At 69.0% G+C, this 25,443-nt stretch carries 12 protein-coding genes; 4 read left to right on the top strand and 8 right to left on the bottom strand.

The features are described from left to right. Nucleotides 1-202: 202 nt before the first annotated feature. Complete coding sequence (locus NCO8_RS10135; protein WP_067638418.1) at nt 203-16,636, top strand: non-ribosomal peptide synthetase; 16,434 nt, start codon at nt 203-205, stop codon at nt 16,634-16,636. 3 nt (nt 16,637-16,639) lie between these two features. Here the strand turns inward: NCO8_RS10135 and NCO8_RS10140 are convergent, their stop codons facing one another. After that, nucleotides 16,640-17,575, bottom strand: a complete 936-nt coding sequence (locus tag NCO8_RS10140; RefSeq protein ID WP_245655302.1) for an NADP-dependent oxidoreductase — start codon at nt 17,573-17,575, stop codon at nt 16,640-16,642. 79 nt (nt 17,576-17,654) lie between these two features. Between NCO8_RS10140 and NCO8_RS10145 the strand changes: the two genes are divergently transcribed. Continuing rightward, on the top strand, nt 17,655-18,065 hold the full coding sequence (locus NCO8_RS10145) for a winged helix-turn-helix transcriptional regulator (protein ID WP_067638422.1): 411 nt from the start codon (nt 17,655-17,657) through the stop codon (nt 18,063-18,065). 4 nt (nt 18,066-18,069) lie between these two features. Here NCO8_RS10145 and NCO8_RS10150 read toward each other — a convergent pair whose 3' ends face one another. From NCO8_RS10150 to NCO8_RS10175, 6 genes are all read right to left on the bottom strand, one after another. After that, complete coding sequence (locus NCO8_RS10150) at nt 18,070-18,561, bottom strand: hypothetical protein (protein ID WP_067638424.1); 492 nt, start codon at nt 18,559-18,561, stop codon at nt 18,070-18,072. Then, a complete protein-coding gene (locus tag NCO8_RS10155; protein WP_218022660.1) occupies nt 18,558-18,968 on the bottom strand; it encodes an NUDIX hydrolase in 411 nt (136 codons plus the stop codon). Before NCO8_RS10155 ends, NCO8_RS10150 begins: the two co-directional genes overlap by 4 nt. 48 nt (nt 18,969-19,016) lie before the next feature. Further along, the gene (locus NCO8_RS10160; protein WP_067638426.1) at nt 19,017-19,496 is read right to left on the bottom strand and encodes a carboxymuconolactone decarboxylase family protein; all 480 of its coding nucleotides are present in this window, start codon (nt 19,494-19,496) and stop codon (nt 19,017-19,019) included. Further along, on the bottom strand, nt 19,493-20,572 hold the full coding sequence (locus NCO8_RS10165; RefSeq protein WP_067638428.1) for an NAD(P)H-dependent amine dehydrogenase family protein: 1,080 nt from the start codon (nt 20,570-20,572) through the stop codon (nt 19,493-19,495). Before NCO8_RS10165 ends, NCO8_RS10160 begins: the two co-directional genes overlap by 4 nt. Nucleotides 20,573-20,658: 86 nt before the next feature. Beyond that, nucleotides 20,659-21,762, bottom strand: coding sequence for a winged helix DNA-binding domain-containing protein (locus NCO8_RS10170; RefSeq protein ID WP_067638430.1), 1,104 nt, complete (start codon nt 21,760-21,762; stop codon nt 20,659-20,661). A gap of 860 nt (nt 21,763-22,622) precedes the next feature. Then, nucleotides 22,623-23,081: a winged helix-turn-helix transcriptional regulator gene (locus tag NCO8_RS10175; RefSeq protein WP_067638432.1), complete on the bottom strand. Its 459-nt coding sequence runs from the start codon at nt 23,079-23,081 to the stop codon at nt 22,623-22,625. A gap of 92 nt (nt 23,082-23,173) precedes the next feature. Between NCO8_RS10175 and NCO8_RS10180 the strand changes: the two genes are divergently transcribed. After that, the gene (locus NCO8_RS10180) at nt 23,174-23,671 is read left to right on the top strand and encodes a hypothetical protein (protein WP_067638433.1); all 498 of its coding nucleotides are present in this window, start codon (nt 23,174-23,176) and stop codon (nt 23,669-23,671) included. A gap of 35 nt (nt 23,672-23,706) precedes the next feature. Continuing rightward, complete coding sequence (locus tag NCO8_RS10185; RefSeq protein ID WP_084456873.1) at nt 23,707-24,513, top strand: DUF899 family protein; 807 nt, start codon at nt 23,707-23,709, stop codon at nt 24,511-24,513. Between the two features lie 25 nt (nt 24,514-24,538). Here NCO8_RS10185 and NCO8_RS31230 read toward each other — a convergent pair whose 3' ends face one another. Continuing rightward, entirely contained in the window at nt 24,539-25,294 is a 756-nt protein-coding gene (locus NCO8_RS31230; protein WP_167353268.1) for an integrase core domain-containing protein, read from the bottom strand. Nucleotides 25,295-25,443: the final 149 nt, after the last annotated feature.

Here is a 25,443-nt window from a genome sequence, read left to right on the forward strand (position 1 = left end):
CGTATTGTGCCATCCGCACAAATTCGGGCTCCAGGTAGCTTTTTGGCCTGGCAAACAGACCGGAGATGTGTCATAGCCGCGTGTCGTGTGGTGTCATGGTCGCCGAACACCCTGGTCCACCCCCGGTAGATCCAGAATCCGCGCAGGGTTCGTGGGTCGTTCAGGCAGTGGTGGGCCGGACAGGTGAGGATGTTGTACTCGGATGGGTGAAGTTCGTCGGTCGCCGCGTGGTCGAGGCAATCGGAAGCCGGGCGCTCCCCTCTTCGCACAGCTGCTGACCGCCGCGGTGGACACCGCCGCCGACACGATCGCCCTGTCCTTCTCCCCCGCCGACGGTGCCCGCCGCGAGCTCACCTACACCGAACTCGACGAGTACTCCGCCCGGCTCGCGCGGGAGCTGCTGGCCCGTGGTGTCGGCCCGGGCGACGTGGTGGCGCTCGGGTTCACCCGCTCGATCGAATCGGTGGCGGCGGTCTGGGCGGTCGCCAAAACCGGTGCCGCCTACGTCCCCGTCGATCCGTCGTTACCCGCCGAGCGCATCGCCTACCTGCTGGCGGACTCCGGCGCGGTCCTCGGCCTCACCTGCGCGGCGCACCGGCCGACCCTCGGAGAGTCGATCGTCTGGCTCGAGCTCGATTCCGACGCCGAACGGATCGCCGCCCATCCGGCGCATCCGATCTCGTATCTGGACCGGGTGCGCCCGCTGACCGACCAGCACCCCGCCTACGTCATCTACACGTCCGGTTCCACGGGCAGACCGAAGGGTGTGGTCGTCACGCATACCGGTCTGGCCGGTCTAGTCGCGGCGGCCCGCGAACGATATGCGGTCGATGCCTCGGCACGGGTGCTGCACGTGTGTTCCCCGAATTTCGACGTATCCGTGCTGGAACTGCTGGTGGCGTTCAACTCCGGTGCCACACTCGTTGTCGCGCCGCCACAGGTCTACGCGGGCCCGGAGCTGGCCGAGCTGATCGCCCGGGAACGGGTGACGCACATGCTCATCACCCCGGCGGCCCTGGAATCGGTGGACCCGCGCGGGCTCGACGAGTTGCGGGTCGTGGTGGTCGCTGGTGATGCCTTCGGACCGACATTGGTCCAGCGCTGGGCGCCGGGCCGCGCGTTCTTCAACGGGTACGGCCCGACCGAGGCGACCGTGCTGGCCACCGGCAGCGCCGCCTTGACACCCGGCGAGCCGGTGACGATCGGGTCCGCCTTCCCCGCGATCGGTGCGGTGGTGCTTGACACGCGATTGCGCCCCGTCCCCGTTGGGGTGGCCGGTGAGCTGTATCTGTCGGGTCCGGCGCTGGCGCGGAATTACCGCGGCAGGCCGGGGCTCACGGCCGAGCGGTTCGTCGCGGCACCGTTCGCGGCGCCGGGAGCGCGGATGTATCGCACGGGTGACCTCGTGCGGCGCACGGAAACCGGCGACTTCGAGTACCTGGGCCGGTCGGATTTCCAGGTGAAGATCCGTGGTTTCCGGGTGGAGCTGGGCGAGATCGACGCGGCCCTCACCGCGCACCCGGATGTCGACTACGCCGTCACCATCGGCGCGAAAGCCGACTCCGGGGCGACCGCGCTCGTCTCGTATGTGCTCGCCGAGCAGGGTTCCACGATCGACCCCGAGGAATTGATCCGTTTCGTCGGGTCCTCCCTGCCGGGTCATATGGTGCCCACGCTCGTGGTGGCGCTCGACGAGATCCCGCTGACCCCGAACGGCAAACTGGACCGCAACGCCCTACCCGCACCGGTTTTCGCCGCCGCGACTTCCCGGGCGCCCGAGGGGACGGTGGAAACGGCGATCGCCGAACTGTTCGCCCAGATCCTCGGCGTGGAGCGGGTCGGTGCCGAGGATTCGTTCTTCGCCGCCGGTGGCGACAGCATCCTGTCGATCCAGCTGGTGACCCGCGCACGCCACGCGGGCATCTCGTTCACCCCGCAGCAGGTGTTCGAGCACCGCACCGTGGCCGGGTTGGCCCGGGTCGCCGCGCTCGGCGACGACGCCGCTCCGGTGCTTGCCGAACTGCCCGGCGGCGGGGTGGGTGAGGTCGCGCTGACACCGGTGCTCGCCGCCACCCTCGCCGACGGCCGCGTGTTCAGCAGATTCACTCAGCAGATGGTGCTCGCTCTCCCCGAGGGCATCGATCGACCGACGCTGGTTCGTATCCTGACCGCTGTCGTCGATCATCACGACATGCTGCGCGCCGGGGTGCGCGGGATCGACGGGCAGTGGTCGCTCGATGTGCTGCCGCCGGGCGGTGTCCCGGTGGACGCCCTGCTGCAGCGTTTCGAGGGCTCCGAGGACATCGCCGACGTGGCGATGGATGCCGTCCTCGCGTCACTGGATCCGTGCGACCACCGGATGATCGGTTTCGCGTGGCTGACTCGCGACGACGGCCCCGACGGCCTGATCGTGGCGGCCAACCACCTCGTGATCGACGGCGTCTCGTGGCGAATCCTGCTGTCGGACCTGGTGACCGCATGGGCGCAGCACGAGGCAGGTCAACCGATCGCGCTACCCGCGGTCGGTACGTCGTTCCGTCGATGGGCGCACGGATTGGTCGAGTCGGCACCACGGCGCCGCAACGAACTCGACCACTGGCAGCGAACCCTGGGGGTTGCCGACCCACTGCTGGGAAAACGTGGGCTGGATCCGCTTATCGATACCGCGTCGACCGTCCGCACATTCAGCGTCGAGGTCCCCGCCGATATCACCCGTGCCGTGCTCACCGACCTGCCCGCCCGCTACCGGGCAGGCGCCGAGGACGGCCTGCTCGCCGCGCTGGCCATGGCGGTGCGGAGCTGGCGGGCCCGTCGAGGCGTGAACGCGGCCACCACCCGGGTGCGCCTGGAAGGTCACGGGCGCGCGGAATCCGCCGTCGACGGCGCCGACCTGACGCGGACACTCGGCTGGTTCACCAGCATGTACCCGGTGGCGCTCGACCTCGGCGAGGTCGACGCCGACGGCGCCTGGCAACCGGGCGCGCAGACCGCGTCGGTGGTCAAAGCCGTCAAGGAACAACTGCGCGCGGTGCCACACCGCGGCATCGGTTTCGGCATCCTGCGCCACCTAGACCCCGCGACCGAGCTGCCGGGTTCGCTGGGCCAGGTCGGGTTCAACTACCTCGGCCGCATCTCCACCGGCGATGACACCGACCACAGCTGGTTGCCGACCGCGGACTGGGGCGAACCGGCCGCCGACCAGGACCCGCAGCTGCCCGCCGCCGCCGTTGTCGACATCAACGCGGTAGCGGTCGGCACGGAAGACGGTGTGCTGCTTCGTGCTTCGTTCTCCTACGCGTCGCTGATCCTGGACGAGGCGGACGTGCGCGAGCTCGCCGACTGCTGGACCTCGGCGTTGACGGTGCTCGCCGAACATCTGGACCATCCGGCCGCCGGTGGCCTGTCGCCCGCCGATGTGCCGCTGGTCGACGTCACCCAGGCCGAACTCGACGACTGGCAGCGCACCCGTCCCGGCCTCATCGATGTGGTGCCGTTGGCGCCCTTACAGCTCGGGTTGCTGTTCCTGGCGCAGGTGTCGCCGACCGACCCGTACCTGGTGCAATTGGCGGTCGAGATGACCGGTGCGGTCGACCTCGAGCGACTACGCCGGGCGGCGGGGGCGGTGCTGGACCGGCACGGCATCCTGCGCACCGCCTTCACGACGACAACGGCCGGTACCCCGGTCGGTTTCGTGGTCGAAGACGTGACGGTGCCCTGGCGCGTCGTCGACACCGACCACACCGACCCGCACGCACTGCTCGCCGCCGAATCCCGCATCGGGTTCGACCTGACCGCCCCACCCCTGCTCCGGTTCACCGTCTATCGCGGGCCGGCGAGCCTGCATCTGGTGGTGACCGCGCATCACCTGCTGGTCGACGGCTGGTCCATGCCGTTGCTCATGCGCGAACTGCTCGTCTGCTACGCCGCCGACGGTGCGCCCACACTGCTTCCGCACGTGCGCCCCTACCGCGACTACCTCGCCTGGCTCGCCGACCAGGACCGCACCGCCGCCCTCGAGAGCTGGCGCGCCGCCCTGGACGGGCACGAGCCGAGCCTGCTCACCGCCACCGTCCCACCCACCGACGCCGCCCCCGGCCACGGGATGTCGGTCGTGGAGTTGTCGCGCGATGTCGCCCAGGAACTCGCCGGTTTCGCCGCCGCCACCGAGGTCACCGTCAACACCGTGTTCCAGACCGCATGGGGACTGGTCCTGGCCGGGGCGCTGGGTCGTGACGATGTGCTGTTCGGCGCGGTGGTGTCGGGGCGCCCACCACAGCTCGACGGTGTGGACGGCATGGTCGGCCTGTTCGCCAACACCATTCCCGTCCGGGTACGAATCGACGAGAACGCGTCGTTGCGGGAGTTGTTGTCGCGGGTGCAGTCCGAACAGATCGCGCTGCTAGGCGGTCACCATCTGGGGCTGACCGATATCCAGCGGGTCGCGGGCGCCGGGGAACTGTTCGACACACTCATGGCATACGAGTCGTACCCGGTGGACACCGAAGGGATGCGGCAGGCACACGGCTCGATCGACGGCCTCGAGATCGTCGACGTGCAGGCCGCCAACGCCACCCATTACCCCGTGGCGGTCGGCGTAGAGGTCGGTGCGGGGATCCGGGTCGGGTTGCAGTACCGGCTCGAGGCGATCGGCGCGGATATCGCCGAGGCACTGGCCAACCGGTTGCGGACAGTCCTCGACGCCATCGTGCACTCCCCCGAACGCACCGCCGGCGAGCTGCTGGGAACCCTTGTGCGGCAGCGTGATCCGATCTCGGACGTGGCGTACCGGCGTGCGGTGCTCACCGACCTGCCGTTGGAGTTGCCGCTGCCGACCGAGCGCCCCCGCCGGGTTTCGTCGGACGGTAGCGAGTCGTCACCCGCCACACCCGCGGTGCGGCAACCATCCGACCCGGCTTACTTTGTCGGATCGGCGGACCGCAGTGCCGGGCACCTCACGAAGCGGCCCGGACGGGTGGACTTCGCTGTTCCGGCCGAGGTGTGCCGAGGGGTGCGCGACACCGCCCGCGCCTACGACACCACGGCGTTCAGCGTTGTGTATGCGGCCTTCGCGACACTGCTGGCACGACTGTCGGGCACCGACGACATCGTCATCGCAGCCCCGTACTCTTCTGCCGCACACCGCGTGCTGCGTCTGCGCGTCCTCGCCGCCGCCGAGTTCGAGCGCCTGCTCACCGACGCATCAATGGTCGTCGACGAAGCCATGGCGCGACCAGGGATGACTACCGATGAGATGGTGGCGCTGCACTCCGCCCACGCAGACCACTGCGCCCCGCACCTCAGCGAACCCGAGTCGACGGAAAGCCACCGCGCGGCGGCACCGCACCCTCTGCTTCGCGTCATGCTCCGTCCGGCCACCACACGTCACTGTGACGAGACGTCCTTCGACCTGACGTTGTCGGTCGACACCGACGTGATGGACACCCACACCGAACCCGCCGAAATCGGCGCCGAATTCACCTACGACACAGCCCTGTTCGATCAGCAGACGATCGATTCCTTCGCCGAGCGCCTGGTTCGCCTCCTGGCGGCCGCCGTCGAGAACCCGAAAACCCTTGTCGGTGACTTGCCGATCCTCAGCACCGCCGAACACACGGCACTGCTCACCCGCCCCAGCAGCGAGGCACCGACATCGCTGTTCCCCGACCTGGTGACCACGGGCGCGACTCTCGGACCGGACCGCGTCGCGATCCGCTACAACGGGCACTCGACCACCTACGGCGAGCTGACCGAGCACACCGCACGCCTGGCCCGCGAACTCATCGCGCACGGCGTCGGCCCGGAAGTCCCTGTCGCCGTGTCACTTCCACGCTCCTACGAGATGGTCGCCGCCGCTGTCGCGATCACCACGGCAGGCGGTGTGTTCGTGCCGATGGACCCGGCCAATCCCGTCCAGCGCCTGCACCACCTCGTCACCGATTCGGGCGCCACGATCGGCATCACCGTCGGCGCCCACCTCGATCATCTCCCCACCGACATCACCTGGCTGGTCCTCGACGACCCCGCTCTCGCCGAGTCCTGCGCCGCCTGGTCGAGTGCCCCGATCACCGACCGCGACCGCCGCACCCCGCTGCGCGCCGACCACCCGGCCTACATCATCTACACCTCCGGTTCCACGGGCCTGCCCAAGGGCGTCACAGTGACGCATGCCGGCCTGGGTCCGCTGGTCGCCGAGGCGGTCGAGCGCTACCGCCTCGAGCCGAATCACCGCTTCCTGCACATCTGCTCACCCTGGTTCGACCCGTCGGTGCTCGAATGGCTGTGTGCCTTCTCGACCGGCGCGACCTTGGTGATCGTGGGGTCCGACATCGTGGGTGGGGTCGAACTGGCCGACCTGCTCGCGGCCGAGGCGGTGACGCACGCGATCATCACCCCGGCCGTACTCGGCACCCTCGACCCGGCCGGTCTCGACGCCCTCGTGTCCCTGTCGGTCGGCGGCGACGTGACCACACCGGAACTGCCGTCGAAATGGCAGGGCCCGCACCGCCGTTACCTCAACGGGTACGGACCCACCGAGACCACCATCATCTCGACCTACGCCGAACTGACTGCGGGACAACCGATCACGATCGGCACCCCGGTGCGGGGCACACATGCCGTGATCCTCGACGCACGGCTGAATCCGGTCGCACCGGGTGTCACGGGTGAGCTGTATCTGGCGGGCCCGGCCCTGGCCCGCGGATACCGCAACCAGCCCGTCACCACCTCGGCCCGTTTCGTCGCCGACCCGTGGGGTCCCTCCGGCAGCCGCATGTACCGGACCGGTGACCTGGTGCGTCTGCGCGCGACCGGTGACCTCGAGTACGTGAGCCGCGCCGACACCCAGCTGAAGGTGCGTGGTTTCCGCATCGAACCGGGCGAGATCGATGCCGTGCTGACCGGGCACACCGACGTCGAGTGCGCCGTCACCGTCGGCAGATGCACGCCCGCCGGATCGACCACCTTGGTGTCGTATGTGCTTGTGGCACAAGGTGCAACGCCCGACCCCACGAACCTGATCGACTACGCGGCAGGCCATCTGCCCGTCCATGCGGTGCCGTCGGCGATCGTAGTCCTGGATACCTGGCCCTTGACTTCGAACGGCAAGCTCGACCGCAAAGCCCTGCCCGACCCGATGACCGTCACCGAGACGACCACCGCGCCGAAGGGTGCGATGCAAACCCGCCTGGCCGACCTGTTCGCCCGCGTACTCGGGGTGTCGTCGGTGGGGGCGGACGAGTCGTTCTTCGCGATCGGTGGCGACAGCATCCTGTCGATCCAACTGGTGTCACTGGCCCGCACCGCGGGCATCACCTTCTCCACCCGAGACGTTTTCGAGCACCGCACCGTCGCCGCCCTGGCCCGGGTCGCGACCACCGACGGCCCGGCCACGATCACCCTGGCCGAACTCCCCGGCGGCGGTGTCGGCGATGTACCGCTGACACCCGTGCTCACCGAATCCCTGTCCACCGGATCCAGTGACCGCTTCGCCCAGACGATGGTGCTGGCCCTGCCCGACGGCATCGACCGTGCCGGTTTGGTCGCCACCATCGCCGCCGTCGTGGCGCGCCACGACATGTTGCGTGCCAGGCTGCGCGAGCTCGACGGCGGCTGGCAGCTCGAGGTGCTGGAACCACACGCGGTGCCGGTCGACGAGCTGATCGGCGAGCTCGAAGCGGGCGAGGACCTCACCGGCATCGGTACCCGGGCGATGAATGCCGCGCTGACAACGCTGGATCCGGCGGCGGCCCGCATGATCGCGTTCACCTGGGTTCGTGGCAACGGCGACGGTGACGTGCTCGCGGTCGCCGCGCACCACTACGTCATCGACGGTGTCTCGTGGCGCATCCTGCTGCCCGACCTGATCCTGGCCTGGGCGCAACACAGCGCCGGACAGCCGATCGCGCTGCCGCCGGTCGGCACCTCGTTCCGGCGCTGGGCGCACGCACTGACCACCGTGGACCGCACCCCCGAACTGCCCTACTGGCAGCACGCTCTCGCGACCGCCGACCCGCTGCTCGGTACCCGTGCCCTCGATCGCACGGTCGATACCGAGGCAACCACGCGCTCGATCACCGTGCAGATCCCGCCCGAGGTGACCGACCCCCTGCTCACGACATTGCCCGCCCTGTACCGGGCCGGCGCCGACCACGGGCTGCTCGCCGCACTCGCGCTCGCGGTGCGGGTGTGGCGCGCCCGTCGCGATGTCGACGCGCCCGCGTTGCGGCTGCGGCTCGAGGGCCACGGCAGACAGGAAGACGTCGTCCCCGGCGCCGACCTCACCCGCACGGTCGGCTGGTTCACCACCGTCTACCCGGTCGTGCTCGACCTGACGGAGCTGCGACCGGCGAGTTTCGACGACGAAGCGCTCGCCGCGACCATGCGCACGATCAAGGAACAACTGCTCGCCGTGCCCGACAACGGCATCGGTTTCGGGCTGCTGCGCAGCGCCGGGCACCTCGCGACCGAATCGGTGGCCCAGATCGGATTCAACTACCTCGGTCGCGCGGTGACCACCGGCCCCGCCGACGGCGACTGGCTGCCCACCGACGACCTCGGCGACATCGACGTCGACCACGACCCCACCCTGCCCGCGAACGCTGTCCTCGACATCAACACCATCGCGGTCGCCACCGAAACCGGGCTGCGACTGCAAGCCGACTTCCGCTACGCCACCGGTATTCTCGACGAATCCGAGGTTCGGGAGCTGGCCGACATCTGGTCGGACTGGCTGGCCGCCCTCGCCGATCACACCGACTACCCGCAGGCGGGTGGACCGACACCGTCCGATGTGCCGCTGGTCAGGGTGTCGCAAACCGAACTCGACACCTGGCGGCGCGATCACCCCGGGCTGTCGGACGTGCTACCGCTCTCACCGCTTCAGCATTCGCTGCTCGCGCTGGGCGACATGCTCGAGGAATCGGTGCACGCCTACGTCATCCAGCTCATGGTCGATCTCACCGGCGAGCTCGACGCCGACCGGTTGCGTCGCGCCGCGGCCGCTGTCCTCGCCCGGCACGCGAACCTGCGTTCGGCATTCGTCACCACTCCCGACGGCACACCCGTGCAGGTGATCGCCGACAACGTCGAGGCACCGGTGCGGGTGGTCGACACGACCGAGGCCGAGCTGGCCGGTCTGCTCGCCACCGACCAGGCGACCGGATTCGACCCGGCGGTCGCGCCGCTACTGCGATTCACGGTGTACCGCACCGGTTCCGGACGCAACCGCCTCGTGCTGACCGGGCATCACATCCTGCTCGACGGCTGGTCCATGCCGTTGCTGATGAAGGAACTGCTCGTCCTCTACACCACCGGTGGTGACGCGAGCGTCCTGCCCGAGGTGCGTCCCTACCGCGACTACCTCGACTGGCTCAGCCGCCAGGACCGGACCGTCGCCGAGCAGGCGTGGTCGGAGCTGCTGCACGGGGTCGAACCGACCATGCTCGCCCCCGAACTGACCTGGCCACGCCCCACCGGAACCGGTTACGGGCTGTGCGAATTCGCGCTCGACGCCACCGCAACCGCCGCGCTCACCACCTTCGCCGCGTCGGTCGAGGTCACCGCCAATACGGTGTTCCAGACCGCGTGGGCGCTGGTCGTCGCCGCGAGTACCGGTCGCGACGACATCGTGTTCGGCGCCACCGTGTCCGGGCGCCCACCGCAGCTCGACGGTGTCGGCGACATGATCGGCCTGTTCGTCGACGCCGTCCCGGTGCGCGTGCGCATCGACGGTGCGGTCGGCGAGATGATCCGCGCGGTGCAGACCGAGCAGGCCACGCTGCTCGACCACCATCACCTCGGGCTGGGCGCCATCCAAAGGGTCGCCGGTCGGGGCGAATTGTTCGACACCATGCTGGCGTTCGAGTCCTACCCCGTCGATGTCGAGGGTCTGCAGCAGGCCGGTGGGGCGCTCGACGGTCTGCGCATCGACGACCTGCAAGGCGCCGACCACACCCACTACCCGATCACGGTCCTGGTCTTCCTCGGCGCCCGCACCCAGGTACAGGTCAAATACCGGCGTGACCTGGTGTCGGACGAGGTGGCGCGCGCCGTCACCGACCGGCTGCGCACCGCACTGTCCGCACTGACCGCCACGGGGACGATCGCGTCTGATCGAGGTGCCGATCCCGGTCTGTCGGTGGGCGCGATCGATATCGTGACGAAGCTCGGCGCGAACCCGACCGACCCGATCACCCGCTCCCGCTTCTGGCGCACCACCCTCGCCGACCTACCCGGCCGTCTCACCCTGCCCACCGAAGCGTTGATCGACACCGAGGTCGCACCCGACCACCGCACGATCGGTACGGGGTCGGGGGTCGAACCACAGAATCACGCACTCGGCACCCGCGACACAGAACACCCGCGGTCGGGTTTGCCCGTCCCGGCGACAACGCACCGAGATCTGCGGCGGCTGGCCGACAGTGCGGACGCCGGTTGGTCCAGCGCGATCAGCGCCGCGGTGTCGATCCTGATCGCACGGCTCACCGGCTCCGACGACATCGTGCTCGACACCTCGGACCTTCTGCTGCGCACCCACATCGACCCCACCGAACCATTCGGCACGCTGCTCGACCGCGTGCACCAGGCCGAGACCCGGGCGCTCGCCCACTCCGGTATCCCGGTCGAGGACCTCACCCATCTGCTCGGCGCCGACCACGGCTCGCTGGGACAGTTCCGCCTCGAACTGCGCAATTCTGTGCGCCCGGACGGTGCTTCGACGGTGCCGTCGCCCGAGGCACGCGATCTCACGGTGGTGGTGACCGAATCGAGCACCGGAATGTCTGTCGGCGTCGACGGCCCGGGTGTCGAGGTGTCTTCGGCGACGGTGCTGGCGCACCGCCTGGTCGGTCTGCTCACCGACATCACCTGCCGTCCGGGTGTCCCGGTGGGTGATCTGTCGGTCGGGGTGCGGGGCGAGGACCACCTGCTCGCGCGCATCGGCACCGGGCCACGCCACCGCGCCGCACGTACCCTCGCCCAGCTCCTCGTCCGCGGCACCGGCTTCGGGCAACGCCGAATCGCTGTGCGCGACAACGGAAACGACTACACCTACGGCACGCTCGACGCCGATTCCTCCCGCTTGGCGCGGGTCCTGATCAGCGAAGGTGTCGGTCCCGAGATCGTCGTCGCCTGCACGATCCCCCGCTCCTACGAGGCGATCCTCGCGCTGTGGGCGGTCGCGAAGGCGGGCGGGGTGTATCTGCCCGTCGACCCGAACTACCCCGACGACCGCATCCGGCACATGCTCGCCGACTCCGGCGCCGCGGTGGGGATCACCGTCACCGCGCATGCCCGTGTTCTGCCGGAATCGGTGCGGCCCTTGATCATCGACGACCCGGCCGTGCGCGCCCGGACGGCGGCGTGCGCGTCGACTCCCGTGCGTGACCGGCACCGCCGCAGGCCGCTGCGCCGCGACAACACCGCCTATCTGATCTACACCTCCGGTTCCACCGGCACGCCGAAGGGTGTGTGTGTCACCCACACCGGTCTGGCCGCGCTGGTCGCACACTCGGCGAACCTGATGCGTCTGCGTCACGACGACCGCATGCTGCACGTGTGCTCACCGAGTTTCGACCAGTCGATCGAGGAGATCACCACCGCCTTCCACCGGGGCGCCACCCTCGTCATCGCACCACCGGACACCTTCGGCGGCGCCGAACTCGACGAGCTGATACGCACCGAACGCGTCACCCACACAATCATCACCCCGGCACTGCTGAGCACCCTCGATCCCGCCGGGCTGCCCGACCTGCGTTGCGTGTCGGCCGGCGGTGAGGTCGTAGCACCGGAACTGTTGTCCGCGTGGGCATCCGGTCGCACCTTCCTCAACGGATACGGCCCGACCGAGGCCACCATCGGTGCCACCTACACCGTCCTGCGCGCCGGTGAGCGCATCACCATCGGCACCCCCGTACCCGGCATGCGGGCACTCGTCCTCGACGCCCGGCTGCGGCCGGTGCCCGTCGGCGTCACCGGCGAGCTGTACCTGACCGGGCCCGGCCTGGCGCGTGGTTACGGCGGTCGCGGTACGACCACCGCCGAACGTTTCGTGGCCTGCCCGTGGAGCGAGACCGGTGCGCGCATGTACCGCACCGGTGACCTGGTCCGCTGGGTGCACAAAGACCGCTACGAGCTGGAATACCTGGGCCGCGGCGACTTCCAGATCAAGATCCGCGGCTTCCGCATCGAACCCGGCGAGGTCGATGCCGTGCTGGTGCGCCACCCCCAGGTGAGTTTCGCGCTCACCCTCGGCACCGAGAACCCGGCCGGCGAGACGGTGCTGGTGTCGTACGTGACCGGTCGCGCCCCCGATGCCGGTGCCCTGACCCGATGGGCGGCGACGCTGTTGCCCGCGCACATGGTGCCCGCGGCGGTGGTCGTGCTCGATCGTGTTCCGGTGTCGGCCACCGGCAAGATCGACCGGACAGCGCTGCCCGCACCCGAATTCGTCAGCCGCCGCTACCGTGAGCCGTCCACCGGGCCCGAGCGCACGGTCGCCGCGATCTTCGCCGAGGTCCTCGGCGTCGAGCGGGTCGGTGCCGACGACAACTTCTTCGACCTCGGTGGCAACTCCCTACTCGCCACCCGGCTGGCGGCACGCCTGAGCGCCGCGGTCGGTACCCGGGTGCCGGTGCGGTCACTGTTCGCCGCCCCGACTGTCGCCGGATGCGCCGCCGCGATCAGCGCCTCGGCGCAGGCACAGACCCGGCCCGCGCTGTGCGCCCAGCCACGGCCGGAACGCATTCCGCTCTCACCCGCCCAGCAGCGCATGTGGTTCTTGAACCGGTTCGACACCGGGACCGCCGCGTACACCATTCCCGTCGTCTTGCGCCTGACCGGCGCGCTCGACACCGCCGCGCTGGTTGCCGCGTTCACTGATGTCGTCACCCGCCACGAGATCCTGCGCACCGTGTACCCGATGCTCGATCAGACACCGGCGCAGGTCGTGCTGCCCGCCGACCATCCCGACGTGCCACGGTTGGTGCTCGCACCCGCCCCGGCGGACCCGGATGCCGCTGTCGCGGAACTGGTTGCGGCGCCGTTCGACGTGACCACCGAGGTGCCGTTGCGCGCCGCCCTGTTCGAAACCGGCGACGAACACATCCTGGCCATCGCCGTGCACCACATCGCCGGTGACGGCTTCTCCGGTGGCCCGCTCACCCGCGACCTGGTCTCGGCCTACGGTGCCCGCGTCGACGGTCACGCCCCCACCTGGACGCCGCTGCCCGTGCAGTACGCCGACTACGCCATCTGGCAGCAGAACCTGCTCGGCGACGAAACCGACCCCACCTCCACCGCCGCCACCCAACTCGCCTACTGGCAACGCGAGCTGGCGGATCTGCCCGACCAGCTCGAGCTGCCCCGCGACCGCCCACGCCCCGCGGTCCAGACGTATGCCGGTGGCCGGGTGCCGTTCATCCTCGACGCCGCCACCCACACCGCCCTGACCGAACTGTCGCGCACCCACGGCGCGACTCTGTTCATGGCCGTGCACACCGCCTTCGCCGTGGTGCTGTCGCGCCTGTCGGGCAGCACCGACATCGCCATCGGCACACCCGTCGCCGGTCGTGGCGACGCGGTGCTCGACGACCTGATCGGCATGTTCGTCAACACCCTGGTCTTCCGCACCCGCGTCGACCACCGTGCGAGCTTCACCGACCTGCTCACCCGGCAACGCGACATCGACCTGCAGGCCTTCGCCCACGCCGACATCCCCTTCGAACGGCTCGTCGAGGTCCTCAACCCCGCCCGATCCACCGCGCGGCACCCGCTGTTCCAGGTCGGGTTGTCGTTCCAGAACCTCGGACAGGTCAGCATGGATCTGCCCGAGGTCGGCGTCAGCTCGGTGGAGCTGGATCGCGAACTGTCCCAGTTCGATCTGCACCTGATCGTCGCCGACCGCTACAGCGCCGACGGTGCCCCGGCCGGCATCGGCGGGTACTGCACCTACGCCACCGACCTGTTCGACGCGGCCACCGTCGCGGGATTCCTCGACCGGCTCACCCGCCTGCTCTCGGCGGTACTGACCGACCCGAACCGGCCCCTGCACACCGTCGACCTGCTCGACCCCGCCGAACGCACCCGTGTCCTGCACACCTGGAATCACACTGTGCGACACAGTGATCCGACCGCCACCCTGGCCTCGCTGCGTGCGGCCACCGTCCGATCCACCCCGGACGCGGTCGCCCTGGTCGCCGACGGTGCACGCTTGACCTTCGCCGAACTCGACGCACGCGTCAACCGGTTGGCCCGCCACCTGGTCGCCGCCGGCGTCGGTCCGGGAACACGGGTCGCGCTCGCGATGCGGCGCTCGGTGGACCTGGTCGTCGCGATGTACGCGGTCACCGCCGCCGGTGGCGCGTACGTGCCCGTCGACCCCGACCAACCGCAGGCACGCACCCGCTACATCCTCGACACCGCGGCCCCGCTGCTGACCCTGACCCAGGCCGACACCTGGCTCGCCGCGACCGGTTCGCACGATGCCGTGCCGGTCGAGCAGCTGGATCTGGGCGGCTACTCGCCGCAACCACTCGTCGACGCCGAACGGATAGCCCCCGTCCGGGCGACCGACACCGCCTACGTGATCTTCACGTCGGGATCGACCGGACGCCCCAAGGGGGTCGCGGTGCCGCACGCCGCGATCGTCAACCAGTTGCGCTGGAAGACCATCGAATTCGGTCTCGGCACCGACGATGCCGTGCTGCTGAAGACCGCCGCGACCTTCGATCTGTCGGTGTGGGAGTTCTGGTCCACCGCGGTGAGTGGTGGGCGCATCGTGCTCGCGTCCGCGGGCGGACACCGCGACCCCGCCTACCTGGCGGAGCTGATGCGCACCGAGAACGTCACCACCCTGCACGCCGTGCCCTCGATGCTCGATGCCCTGCTCACCGAGGAACTGCCCAGCTCGCTACGCCGCGTCCTCGCCATCGGTGAGGCACTGCCGGTGTCCTTGGCGCGTCGCATCCAGACCGCGGCGCCACAGGCAGCGCTGTTCAACGTGTATGGGCCCACCGAGGCCGCCGTATCGATCACCAGTCACCGGGTGACATCGCGCGACACCGTCACCGTGCCGATCGGCCGGCCCGTCCACAACAGCCGGGTCTACGTTCTCGACGCACACCTGAACCCCGTCCCCACCGGGGTCACCGGCGAGTTGTACCTGGGCGGAACACAGTTGGCCACCGGGTACCTGGCCCGCCCCGATCTCACCGCCGAACGGTTCGTCGCCGACCCCTTCACCCCGGGCGAACGCATGTACCGCACCGGCGACCTCGCGGCCTGGACCGCCGACGGCGAACTCGACTACCGAGGTCGCACCGACTTCCAGACCAAGATCCGCGGCTTCCGCATCGAGCTCACCGAGATCGACTCGGTCCTCACCGAGCATCCCGACGTGGCGTCCGCCGTCACCCTCGGCCGAGCCAATCAGACCGGCGAAACCGTGCTGGTGTCCTATGTTGTCGCCGGACAAGGCAAGTCGGTCACCGTCGAACGACTCACCGAGTGGGCCGCCCACCAGCTGCCCGCCCACATGATGCCCGCGTCGATCGTGGTCCTGGACCGGATTCCGCTCACCGCGCACGGCAAACTTGACCGCGACGCCCTGCCCGCGCCGACGTTCACCGCCCGCACCTACCGTGCTCCGGCCGGTGCGGTGGAGCAGGCGGTGTGCGCGGTCTTCGCCGACGTACTCCGCCTGGACCGGGTCGGCATGGACGACCACTTCTTCGAACTCGGCGGCACCTCACTGCTCGCCACCCGTCTGGCCGCCCAGCTCGGCGACGCGCTCGCCGCGACCGTCCCCGTCACCTGGATCTTCACCGCCCCCACCCCCGCCGGGATCCTCACCGCGCTACGGGCGGCCGGTACGGACTCCACCGGCCCCGACACCGCCTTCGATATCCTGCTCCCGTTGCGCACCACCGGCACCGGCGAACCCCTGTTCTGCGTACACCCCGTCAGCGGCCTGGCCTGGTCGTTCAGTGGTCTCACCGCGCACCTGGACCGCCCCGTCTACGGTCTGCAATCCCCGGCGCTGAGCTCCACCGAGCCGCTGCCGGATTCGATCGAACAGTGGGCACTGCTCTACCTCAAGCACCTGCGCGCCGTGCAACCCGAGGGGCCTTACCATCTGCTCGGCTGGTCGCTGGGTGGCGTGATCGCCCACGCCATGGCGGTGCAACTGCAGGAAGACGGGGAACAGGTCGCGCTGCTCGGCATACTCGACAGCCGCCTCACCAGCGCCTCACCCGCGACGGCCACCGAAGCCACCGCCGCCGACCTCCTCGTCGGTTTCGCCGCCGCAGGCGACGAAACCGACGCGCGGGCCCTGGTCCGCCGACTGTGCGCGTTGTCGGCACCCGACGTGCCCGTCGACGAAGCACGCATCGACAGGATCATCGACGGTGCGACCACCTCCCTCGCACTCGACGCCGCCTACCGCCCCCGCCCCTTCCACGGCCCCCTCACCTACTTCACCGCCACCGACGACCCGACCGGTTCCACCGGTGCGACATCGTGGGCGGACGCGATCACCGCAGCGGTGCACAACCACCCGATCGCAGCCACCCACTGGCGGATGACCGAACCCGCCGCCCTCGCCGAAATCGCCCGAATCCTGCGTCGCATCGACGAATAGCCGTCACGGGATCAACACGAGACGACCGGTGAGCCCACCCGCGGCGAGGCGGGAGTGGGCCTGTGCGGCGGCGTCGAGCGGCAGAGTCGCGGCGACACGGGTGGTGAGTTCGCGCTCGGCGAGGCGCGCGAGCCCCGCCCCGTCGGCGTGGATCCACTCGTGCTGAACCGTGATGCCACGCAACGGAATCGGATCGCCGCCACCGACCACAGTGACGAACCGGCCACGATTGCGTACCGCGGCCAAGGCCCGGCCGCCCAGGCCGGCGGTGTCGAGGGCGCCGTGCACACCGCCGGGAACCGAGCGGCGAACCTCCGCGATCAGATCGGCATCGCGTGCGACGGTCCATTCCGCACCGATCGAGCCGAGAAACTCCGCGTCGGAACCCTGGGCGACCACCCGAAATCCCTGCTGCGCCGCGATTTCCACGGCGAACCCGCCGACGGCACCATTCGCGCCGGTCACCAACAGGGTCTCGCCCGGTGCCAACCCGAGCAGATCGAGAGACTGCGTGGCGGTCAGGCCGTTGAGCGGCAGTGTCGCCGCCTCGACGTCCGAGAGCCTGGATGGCGTCGGCACCACCGCGCCCACATCGAGAACCACGTACTCGGCATAGGTACCAACGGACACATCCAGCAGGTCACGCAGACCGATCACCCGCTGCCCTTCCGAGAATTCCGGCACTCCCGGACCGAGCCGGTCGACCACGCCCGCGACGTCCCATCCGATTCCGGTGACCTCCCGCACCGCCATCAGCCCGGCCTCGACCAGGGCGCCCGCCCGCGTGACCAGGTCGACCGGATTCACCGTCGCCGCCCGCACCCGGATCCGGACCTGCCCGACCCCGGGCTCGGGAACCGGCACCTCGACCAGCCGCAACACCTCGGGACCACCGTAACCGTGAGCGACAACGGCCCGCATCGTCTGTACATCGTTCATGCACACCACTATTGGAGAGCTACACTCCAGCGGGAAGTACGCACTTCGAAGTGCCCACCGCACGCGGAGGTTCCCGCCCATGCCCACCCGTACCGCAGCACAACTGCGCGCCGAACGCAGCGCCGCCTACGACGCCTACCTCGCCGAATGTCCCGCGCGCAAACTGCTGGACCGGATCTCGGACAAATGGGTGAGCCTGGCCGTCAATGCTCTGGCCGACGGTCCCCATCGCTACAGCGACCTGCAACGCCGATTGGCCAGCGTGAGCCAGAAGATGCTCACCCAGACCCTGCGGAACCTGGAACGCGACGGCTTGATCACGCGCACAGTGCGACCGAGCGTCCCGGTGCGCGTCGACTACCAGCTCACCGAGCTCGGTCATTCCTTGCTGCCGGTGATGCAGGCGGTGAAAACCTGGGCCGAACAACATATGGACGAAGTCGAGCACGCGCGCTCCACCTACGAAGCCCGAACTCCCGGCGAGGCGTGACCGCTCAGATCTGGTGTGACCAGGCGATGAAGAACAGCGTGCCCGCCGCCGTGAGCAGCACGGCGAGCGGGACCGGCCACCACGACCGGTGACCGCCCAGCACGGTGTGGATCAACCGGACCTGCGACCGCCCCAGCGCCGCGACAACCGCGAGGAACAGTGGTGCGAGGAGCACCGCGAGCAGCGCGTGCACCGCCCACGCACCGGCCAGAGTCGGCCCGCCCCAGGCATTCCGGTACCCGTCACCCACCAGCAGCGGGTAGGCCAGACCGCGAACGAGCACCAGCACGCTCAACAGCACCAGGAACCAGCCGACGACACCCACCCCCGCCGACAGCACCGAATGCACCAGGCACCGGGGCAGCGACACACCATGAGCGCCCACCGGTTCCCGCAGCATCCGCCGCGCCACCCGCACCCGGGTGCGGACCCGGGTGAAAGCCAGCGGCACCGCGACCAGCTCGAAGCTCGCCGAGCGGGCCGCCGCGGCGATCACCGCAGAGCCCCCGAAGCGGCGAGGTCGTCGAAGAGCAACTGGTCGACCGGCGGAACCAGATCCCGGTCGCCGAAACCGAACCACGCCAATGCCTCGATCTCGCTGCTGGCCGTCAACACACCCCGGTACTCGGCGGTGTAACAGGCCATCCGCACCACGGTGTTCTCGTCGTGGGAAACAGGTGCCTCATAGGTGCCCACATGGACCGCGGTCTCGGCCGACAACTCCACGGTCAGTTCCTCGGCCACCTCACGCACCAGCGTCTCGAGATCCGTTTCCGCGCCCTCGCGTTTGCCGCCGGGAATGTAGAAGACATCCTTGCCGCGCGGGCGGGCACACAGGATGCGCCCGTTGTCGATCAGGACCCAGGCCACGGTGTCGATCAGCTGCCGAATGGGAGACTCCACGGCCCGCAGCCTAACCCCACCCGGGCCCGCCGGGCGCGGCCGCGCGGCTCAATGCCCAGGCAGCACGCAGGCCGTGTCCAAGCCGAGGACCCGGTTGAGGCGGCCGAATGCCAGCCACGAACCGATACTCATACTCAACTCGACCACCTCGGGCTGGGTGTAGTGGTCGAACATGCGGGCCCAGAAGTCGTCGTCGAGACCGTGATGATCGGTGGCATAGCGCTCGGCGTATTCGGCCGCCAAACGGGTCCGCTCGTCGAACAGGTCGGTGTCGCGCCAGTCGGTGACCGCGTCGGCGAACTCCGGTTCGACCTTCACCCCGTCGCGTTCGGTGCGCCAGTCCTGACAGAACAGGCACCCGTTGATCTGGGCGATGCGCAACCGCGCCGCCTCGAACTCCCGCAGCCCGAGCGTGGAGTGCTCGTACACCGACAGCGAGAACGCCGCGGCCGCGACACCGATACCGGGCACCATCTCGCCCCACACATACCCGATGGGATCCTTGCCCTGCGGCACGTCGATGATCATGGGATCTTCCTTCCGAGTTTGCCGACCGCGGCGCGCAACGGAACGTCGAGCGCGTCGTAGAGACCTGGTTCGGCGGCGATCAGCCAGTCGATCGCGTTGACCAATCTGCCCACCGCCGTGGCATTTCCGCCCGCCGCCCGGTTGCCGCCCTCGTCGGTGGCGGTCACATTCACCTCGATGCGCGGGCTGCCTTCGATGATCACCCGGTGCGCACCCTCCCCGTCGGGTGGCGAGGGCCAGTCCGGGGCGCAGTCCGGGTGGATGCGGGTGACATGTTCGATGACGATGCGTGCCTCGCCCTCGACGATGCCCTGCACCTCGAAACGCACCGCCCCCTGTGTGCCCGCCGCGAATTCACCCATCCGCACCGTCTGCACAGTGGCATCGAGTGCACGCCGCTCGACGGTCTCGCGGACATCGTCCAGTTCCACGTCCAGTGCCCTGGCCAGCAACCGGACCTGCCCGCCCCACACCATCGTCGGCACCGAGGGCAACAGCATCGGTGGCTGATAGTCCATCGGCTGCCCCATCCCAACCAGGTAGCGCACCGAGTCGGGTTGGTCGTAGGTGGAGTAGTCGAAGATCTCCTGGCAGCGCACCACGTCCAAGGTGCCCGCGAGCCCGCTGATCAGCACCGGCAGCACGTCGTTGCCCCAACCGGGGTCGACGCCGGACACGAACAGCGAACCACCGCCGTCCTCGATCGCCGCCAGCACCGGGTCACGGATCTCGGCCGGCGCGTTACGGGGGTCGTAGAGGGCGTAGAGCGCGGGCGTCACGACCACGGCACCGGCCCGGATCGCGCGCACGATGTCGGCGAGCGCGGCGTCGGGGCGGATATCGCCGGACGCCGCGTACACCACCGCGCGGGGCCGATTCGCGAGCACGGCCTCGATGTCATCGGTCGCGCGCACGCCCAATTCGGTGTCGAGACCTGCGAGTTCACCGGCATCGCGGCCGACCTTCGCGGGGTCGTGGACGAGCACCGCGGACAGTTCCAGCGCCGGATGAGCGGTGACGCAACGGATGGCCGCGCGCCCGACATTGCCGGTGCCCCAGACGATCGTGGGGATCATCGCCTCACCGTAGCAAGCGCTTGGTTCACTCGTGGCGGATCGCGAAACCGGATTCGAGCGACCGCCCCGATGTGACGGCGTGCCGATTACTCGACGCGCACGGTGAGGTCGCTGCCGATCGCGGTGGCGAGCCGCTCCACCGCCGCACCCAACGCGCGTTTCGGCAACCGCGCGCCGTCGAACGGCGTGACCACCACCTGCTCACCCTGCTGTTCCCAGGTACCCGCGATTCGGCCGCCCACCAGCACCAGCGGTGAGATCCAACCGGCCGTCCTGCTGACCTTCGCCCGATGCTCGGCCGCCAGGAGCGCGGTGTCGCCGGTGCCGGGGCCGAGAACGTACTGATCGAACGGCCCGAGCAGATGGATCGCATCATCCGGGGTCGCGGCCGCGAGTTCGTCGACGAATTCGGTGGGCAGCCACCCTTTTCGGCCTTCCACCTCGATCTCGGTCAAATCGTCGCCCAGTGCCGCGAACCATCCGCGCACCACCGTCTTACGCAAGCTGTTGCGGCTGAGCCAAGCATCGAAGGACTCCGGCGTCGCCGGACCGTAGGCGCCCAGGTACGCCCGGATCAGCCCGGGCGCCGCCACGTCGGGCTCGGGCAGGCCGGACCAGCCCGCCACCAGGTTCCCCGGCGAAGTGAAGGTGATCTTCGTGCCACGCATAGGTCCGTGGCACAACGCCCCCTGCCACGCCAGCGGCTTGAGCACCGCACCCCACCCCGACCGCAACTGCTCCCCCAGATGCCCGAACCCCGGCTCGGCAAGCACCGCCTCCACCAACTCCTCACGCGTGAGCACCCGCTCCGCCAGCACCCCCGACACCACCTCCACCAACGCCGCAACCTGCTCCGGAGTGGCCCCGAACGTCTTCACCCACGAGGCCTTCTCCCACGTCCGAGCCGACCCCATCAACGCCAACGCCGCCGCGGCCTGCCCCGGCACCATCGCATGCAACGTCCCCCGCATCGCCCACGTCTTCACCAACCCACCCGCCGACAGCGCCGCAGCCACGGATCCCACCGAACCACCGCGCACCGCGACAGCCGTCTCCGCCGCCGACGCCACTTGCGCCTGCACCCCGACCAACCGCCCCGCGATCTCCTCGACCGCCTCGCCACTCCGAGGCGCGACGAACTGCCGCCCCAGCCGCCACGCGAACACCTGATCCCACCTGGCACTCACCATGCGCACCAACCTCTTTCACCGACGACCCCGGCCCCCCATCCCAGCAGACAGGTCCGACAAACCCGGCGGTTCCGTCGCGCTGTGGCACATAGACTCGACGCCGATGGCAACAGACGAGTACTTCTGGCCCGATGACAAAGAATGGGCGCGCCGCGCACGCACCGCATGGCCGGACACTGTGGAATCGTTGCCTGTCGGCAGCCTCGTAACCGGAAGAGTAATCGGGCGACAGCCTTTCGGCGTCTTCATCGAGCTCGATCAGGGGCAGGACGCGGTCGGTCTCCTGCGAGTGACGAGCCTGCCGCTGGACGCCCAGCTACCTCTGCGAGGCGAGTCCGTCCACGGCCGAGTGCTGTGGCACGAATCTTCGAACTGCCAAGTCATCGTGGTGCCCCGGCGCGCAGCGAACCGGAACGTGGCGCCTTCTCGCCAGACACCGCGTTGAGCCGCTCCACCGGAACCGGCATCGTCGCAGAATCGTCGCCGTACCCGGCATCGTGCATGGAGTGCAGCGCGATGACAGTGTTTGCCCTGACCCAGACCCTGGTAGGCGGACACGTCCGGTGGGACCTGGACGGATGCTGTGCGGCGTGCGGATCCGGAAAGCTCGCCGAGGCTGACGTTCGCCGAGGATTTGCGGACAGCTCGTGGATGCCGCGTTCTTGTCGGATGTCTTGCGTCAAGATCTTGGCAGGATCTGAATGGCCACAAGGTTGCGGTCATCGGTGTTGACGTCCAGGATCGCTCTGAAGCCGAATAGGGCATGTTGTTCCGTACCAGAGACGTCGTTGCAAATTGGCCCGCATGATGCCAGGCATCCCCTTTGTCCGCATAGTCTTCGAGAGCTCGTTCGCGGGTAGTCACTGGGCTTGCGGCATCCCCGGTCCGTGAACGACATGGATCTGCGAGAGGTCCGTGATCTGGCCACAGATCGAGCAGGTGGTCTGCTCAGCGATCCCCCCACCACAGCCGGTGTGTCTATACAGAATCGGTGGCCCGTCGGGCGCCGCCCACCGGTCACCCCACTGTGTCAGCGCGATGATCACCGGCGCCAGGTCCAACCCTTTTCGAGTCGCCGCGTAACCACCTCGATCGTGAGTCTCCACACTCGGCCGCCGTTCGAGAATTCCCGAATCGACAAGGCTGTCAAGGCGTTTGGCCAGAACATTGGTCGCGATACCCAGCCGCTGGAAGTCGGCGAACCGAGTCGCACCGGCAAAGAGGACATCGCGCACGATCAGCAGGCTCCATCGCTCGCCGACCACCTCGAGCGCCCTCGCGGCCGAGCACACCTGACTGTCATAGGTCCTGCCCAACATGGTTCCCACCTCCGACTCGGCACTTGCATGAAGCAAGTTTAGACCCTACGCTCACTTGCATCACGCAAGTGCAACGGATACGAGGACAGCTCATGGACATCACCGCCCTGCAACGCGCCTACGCCAGCCTGCTCGAGGCAGCGGCCACTGTCGGCGACGACCACCTCGCCCCCGCGACTGGTGAGTGGAACGCCGACGAGATCCTGGCGCATGTCAGCATCGTCAGCGCCGTCACCATCGCCGCTGCGGCCACGGTCGCGGCGGGGGCGAACACCACCTACGAAAACCGTCTCGCGCAAGATGCCTGGACCCTCGGCCACATTCGCGCCGTCGCGGGCGGCAATGCCGGGCTTCGCGACCGCATCGCCGCCCAGGGCGAAGCGTTGTGCGCCCTCGCCCGCGCGCTGAGCGACACCGAACTCGACACGCTGGTGCCCACGCTGCTCCTGTCCGCCGGAACGGTCCTGGTCGACCAGTCGATGCCGCTGCGTGACCTCATCACCGGCCTCGCGGACGCCGAGCTGCCCGGTCATACCCGCCAGTTGCTCGCCCTGCTCCCCGAGGGCGTCATGGCCACGGCGGCAGCGTAATCCGGGCGCCGATCAGCGAAATACGGGAGACGACAATGACAGCCGAGACCAATACCAATGCCGATGCCGCGCCCGCCTTGCCCGAGGTGGTCGACCGAACTCGCTGGCAAGCCGAGATCGACGGCCTGCGGATCCGGGAGAAGGCACACACCCGCGAAGGCGACGCGATCGCCGCGGCCCGGCGACGATTGCCCATGGTCGAGGTCGACCCCTCGATCACCCTGACCGGCCCGCACGGCCCGGTCAGCCTCCTCGACACATTCGAGGGACGCCGACAATTGGCCGCCTATTATCACATGTGGCATGACGGCTGCTCCGCCGCGCAACAGTGCGAGGGCTGCACCTTCTTCAACAGTCAGGTCCGGGAGCTGTCCTACCTGCACTCCCGTGACATCACCTACGCCACTTTCTGTCAGGGCCCTTACGAGGAAAGTGTCCGCTACCGCGACTTCATGGGCTGGGACGTACCCTGGTACTCGGTGCGAGACTGCGCCGACGAGCTTCTGGCCGGTCGCCCGTTTTTCCTGCTCGCCTGCTACCTGCGCGACGGCGACCGGGTATTCGAAACCTACTGGACTACTATCCGCGGCTTCGAAGCCTTCTCACCCAGCCACGGACTGATGGACATGACGGTCTACGGACGGCAGGAAACCTGGGAAGACTCACCCACCGGCTGGCCGCAGCACTGGGTCGCCACCGATCCCGGCGTCTGGCGCACCCACGGACGTCCCACCGCCCAATGGTCACGGCTACCCGGCGAGCAGCGACAACCTCGCCCCGGGGATGACCAGCGACGCTCGCCGACGAGGACATCCGGAACATGCTGCCACCCAGCCTCATAACCCGAGCCCGTCATCGATCAGTCGATCAGAACATCCTGTATTGCCGCGTATCGAGCGGTTTCTCGCTGGTCGCGACCGATGTAGGCAGCACTGGGTGTTCGGTCGCCGAGTGCTTGGTGTGCCTGATCGTGTTGTAGATGGTGCGGAATCGGTGGACTTCCATGTCCAGTGCGTCACCGTCGGCGATCACGCCCCGGAACAGGTGCTCGTATTTCAAGGTGCCGAAGAATCGCTCGATCACGCCGTTGGTCTGGGGTGAACGCACTCGGGTGCGGACATGCCGAAGGAGCGGGTCCGGTCCGCCGAACGCGGTCTTGAACACCTCGCCGCGGAAGCAGGGACCGTTGTCCGACGCCACTGCGATCGGCGCGGGCGCGGTGCCGAGTGTCTCCCCGGCGGGCCCGAGGACCTCGGCCAGCCCGCGATCGACACGCAGGTCATCGAGGCCGAGGACCCGCTCGGCCTCGATGACCGCGAGCGTCAGGCAGGCGAGCGCGTCAGCGCCACGCGAGGTCGGTGTGACGGTGACGGCCAGGCAGTACTTGGTGGCGTAGTCGATCACCGCGCAGATCCGCCAGATCCCGCCACCGGTCGTCTCGAACTCGCTGAAGTCCGTCTGCCACACCCGGTTCCGCTGCGTGGGTGGATTACGGAACACTTTGCGCCGCAACACAGCCCACGATTTCCGGTCGGCCCGGTATCCGCGTGGCAGAAGCAGACCTCGGCGACGCAGCGCCCGCTCCACCGTGGAGGTGGATACCTCGTATCCGTCGGCACGCATCATGGCGGCGATCTTTCGATGTCCCCACGCCGGCCACTCGTTGGCGTACTTTGCAGCGATCGGTTCGAACCGCTCCGCCTTCGGCGCGGGCCATGGCCCGCGCGGCGGGGTGCCGTCGCGCAGGCGTGCTCGTCGTCGGCGGTAGGTGC

This window comes from Nocardia coubleae NBRC 108252, from assembly GCF_001612805.1.
GTDB classification, from domain to species: Bacteria; Actinomycetota; Actinomycetes; order Mycobacteriales; family Mycobacteriaceae; genus Nocardia; species Nocardia coubleae.

Coding starts and splice junctions, on each gene's coding strand:
- NCO8_RS10135 (WP_067638418.1), top strand. CDS start 203: ATGGGTGAAGTTCGTCGGTCGCCGCGTGGTCGAGGCAATCGGAAGCCG.
- NCO8_RS10145 (WP_067638422.1), top strand. CDS start 17,655: ATGCCCACCCGTACCGCAGCACAACTGCGCGCCGAACGCAGCGCCGCC.
- NCO8_RS10165 (WP_067638428.1), bottom strand. CDS start 20,572: ATGATCCCCACGATCGTCTGGGGCACCGGCAATGTCGGGCGCGCGGCC.
- NCO8_RS10140 (WP_245655302.1), bottom strand. CDS start 17,575: ATGAACGATGTACAGACGATGCGGGCCGTTGTCGCTCACGGTTACGGT.
- NCO8_RS10170 (WP_067638430.1), bottom strand. CDS start 21,762: ATGGTGAGTGCCAGGTGGGATCAGGTGTTCGCGTGGCGGCTGGGGCGG.
- NCO8_RS10185 (WP_084456873.1), top strand. CDS start 23,707: ATGACAGCCGAGACCAATACCAATGCCGATGCCGCGCCCGCCTTGCCC.
- NCO8_RS10175 (WP_067638432.1), bottom strand. CDS start 23,081: ATGTTGGGCAGGACCTATGACAGTCAGGTGTGCTCGGCCGCGAGGGCG.
- NCO8_RS10180 (WP_067638433.1), top strand. CDS start 23,174: ATGGACATCACCGCCCTGCAACGCGCCTACGCCAGCCTGCTCGAGGCA.
- NCO8_RS10160 (WP_067638426.1), bottom strand. CDS start 19,496: ATGATCATCGACGTGCCGCAGGGCAAGGATCCCATCGGGTATGTGTGG.
- NCO8_RS31230 (WP_167353268.1), bottom strand. CDS start 25,294: ATGCGTGCCGACGGATACGAGGTATCCACCTCCACGGTGGAGCGGGCG.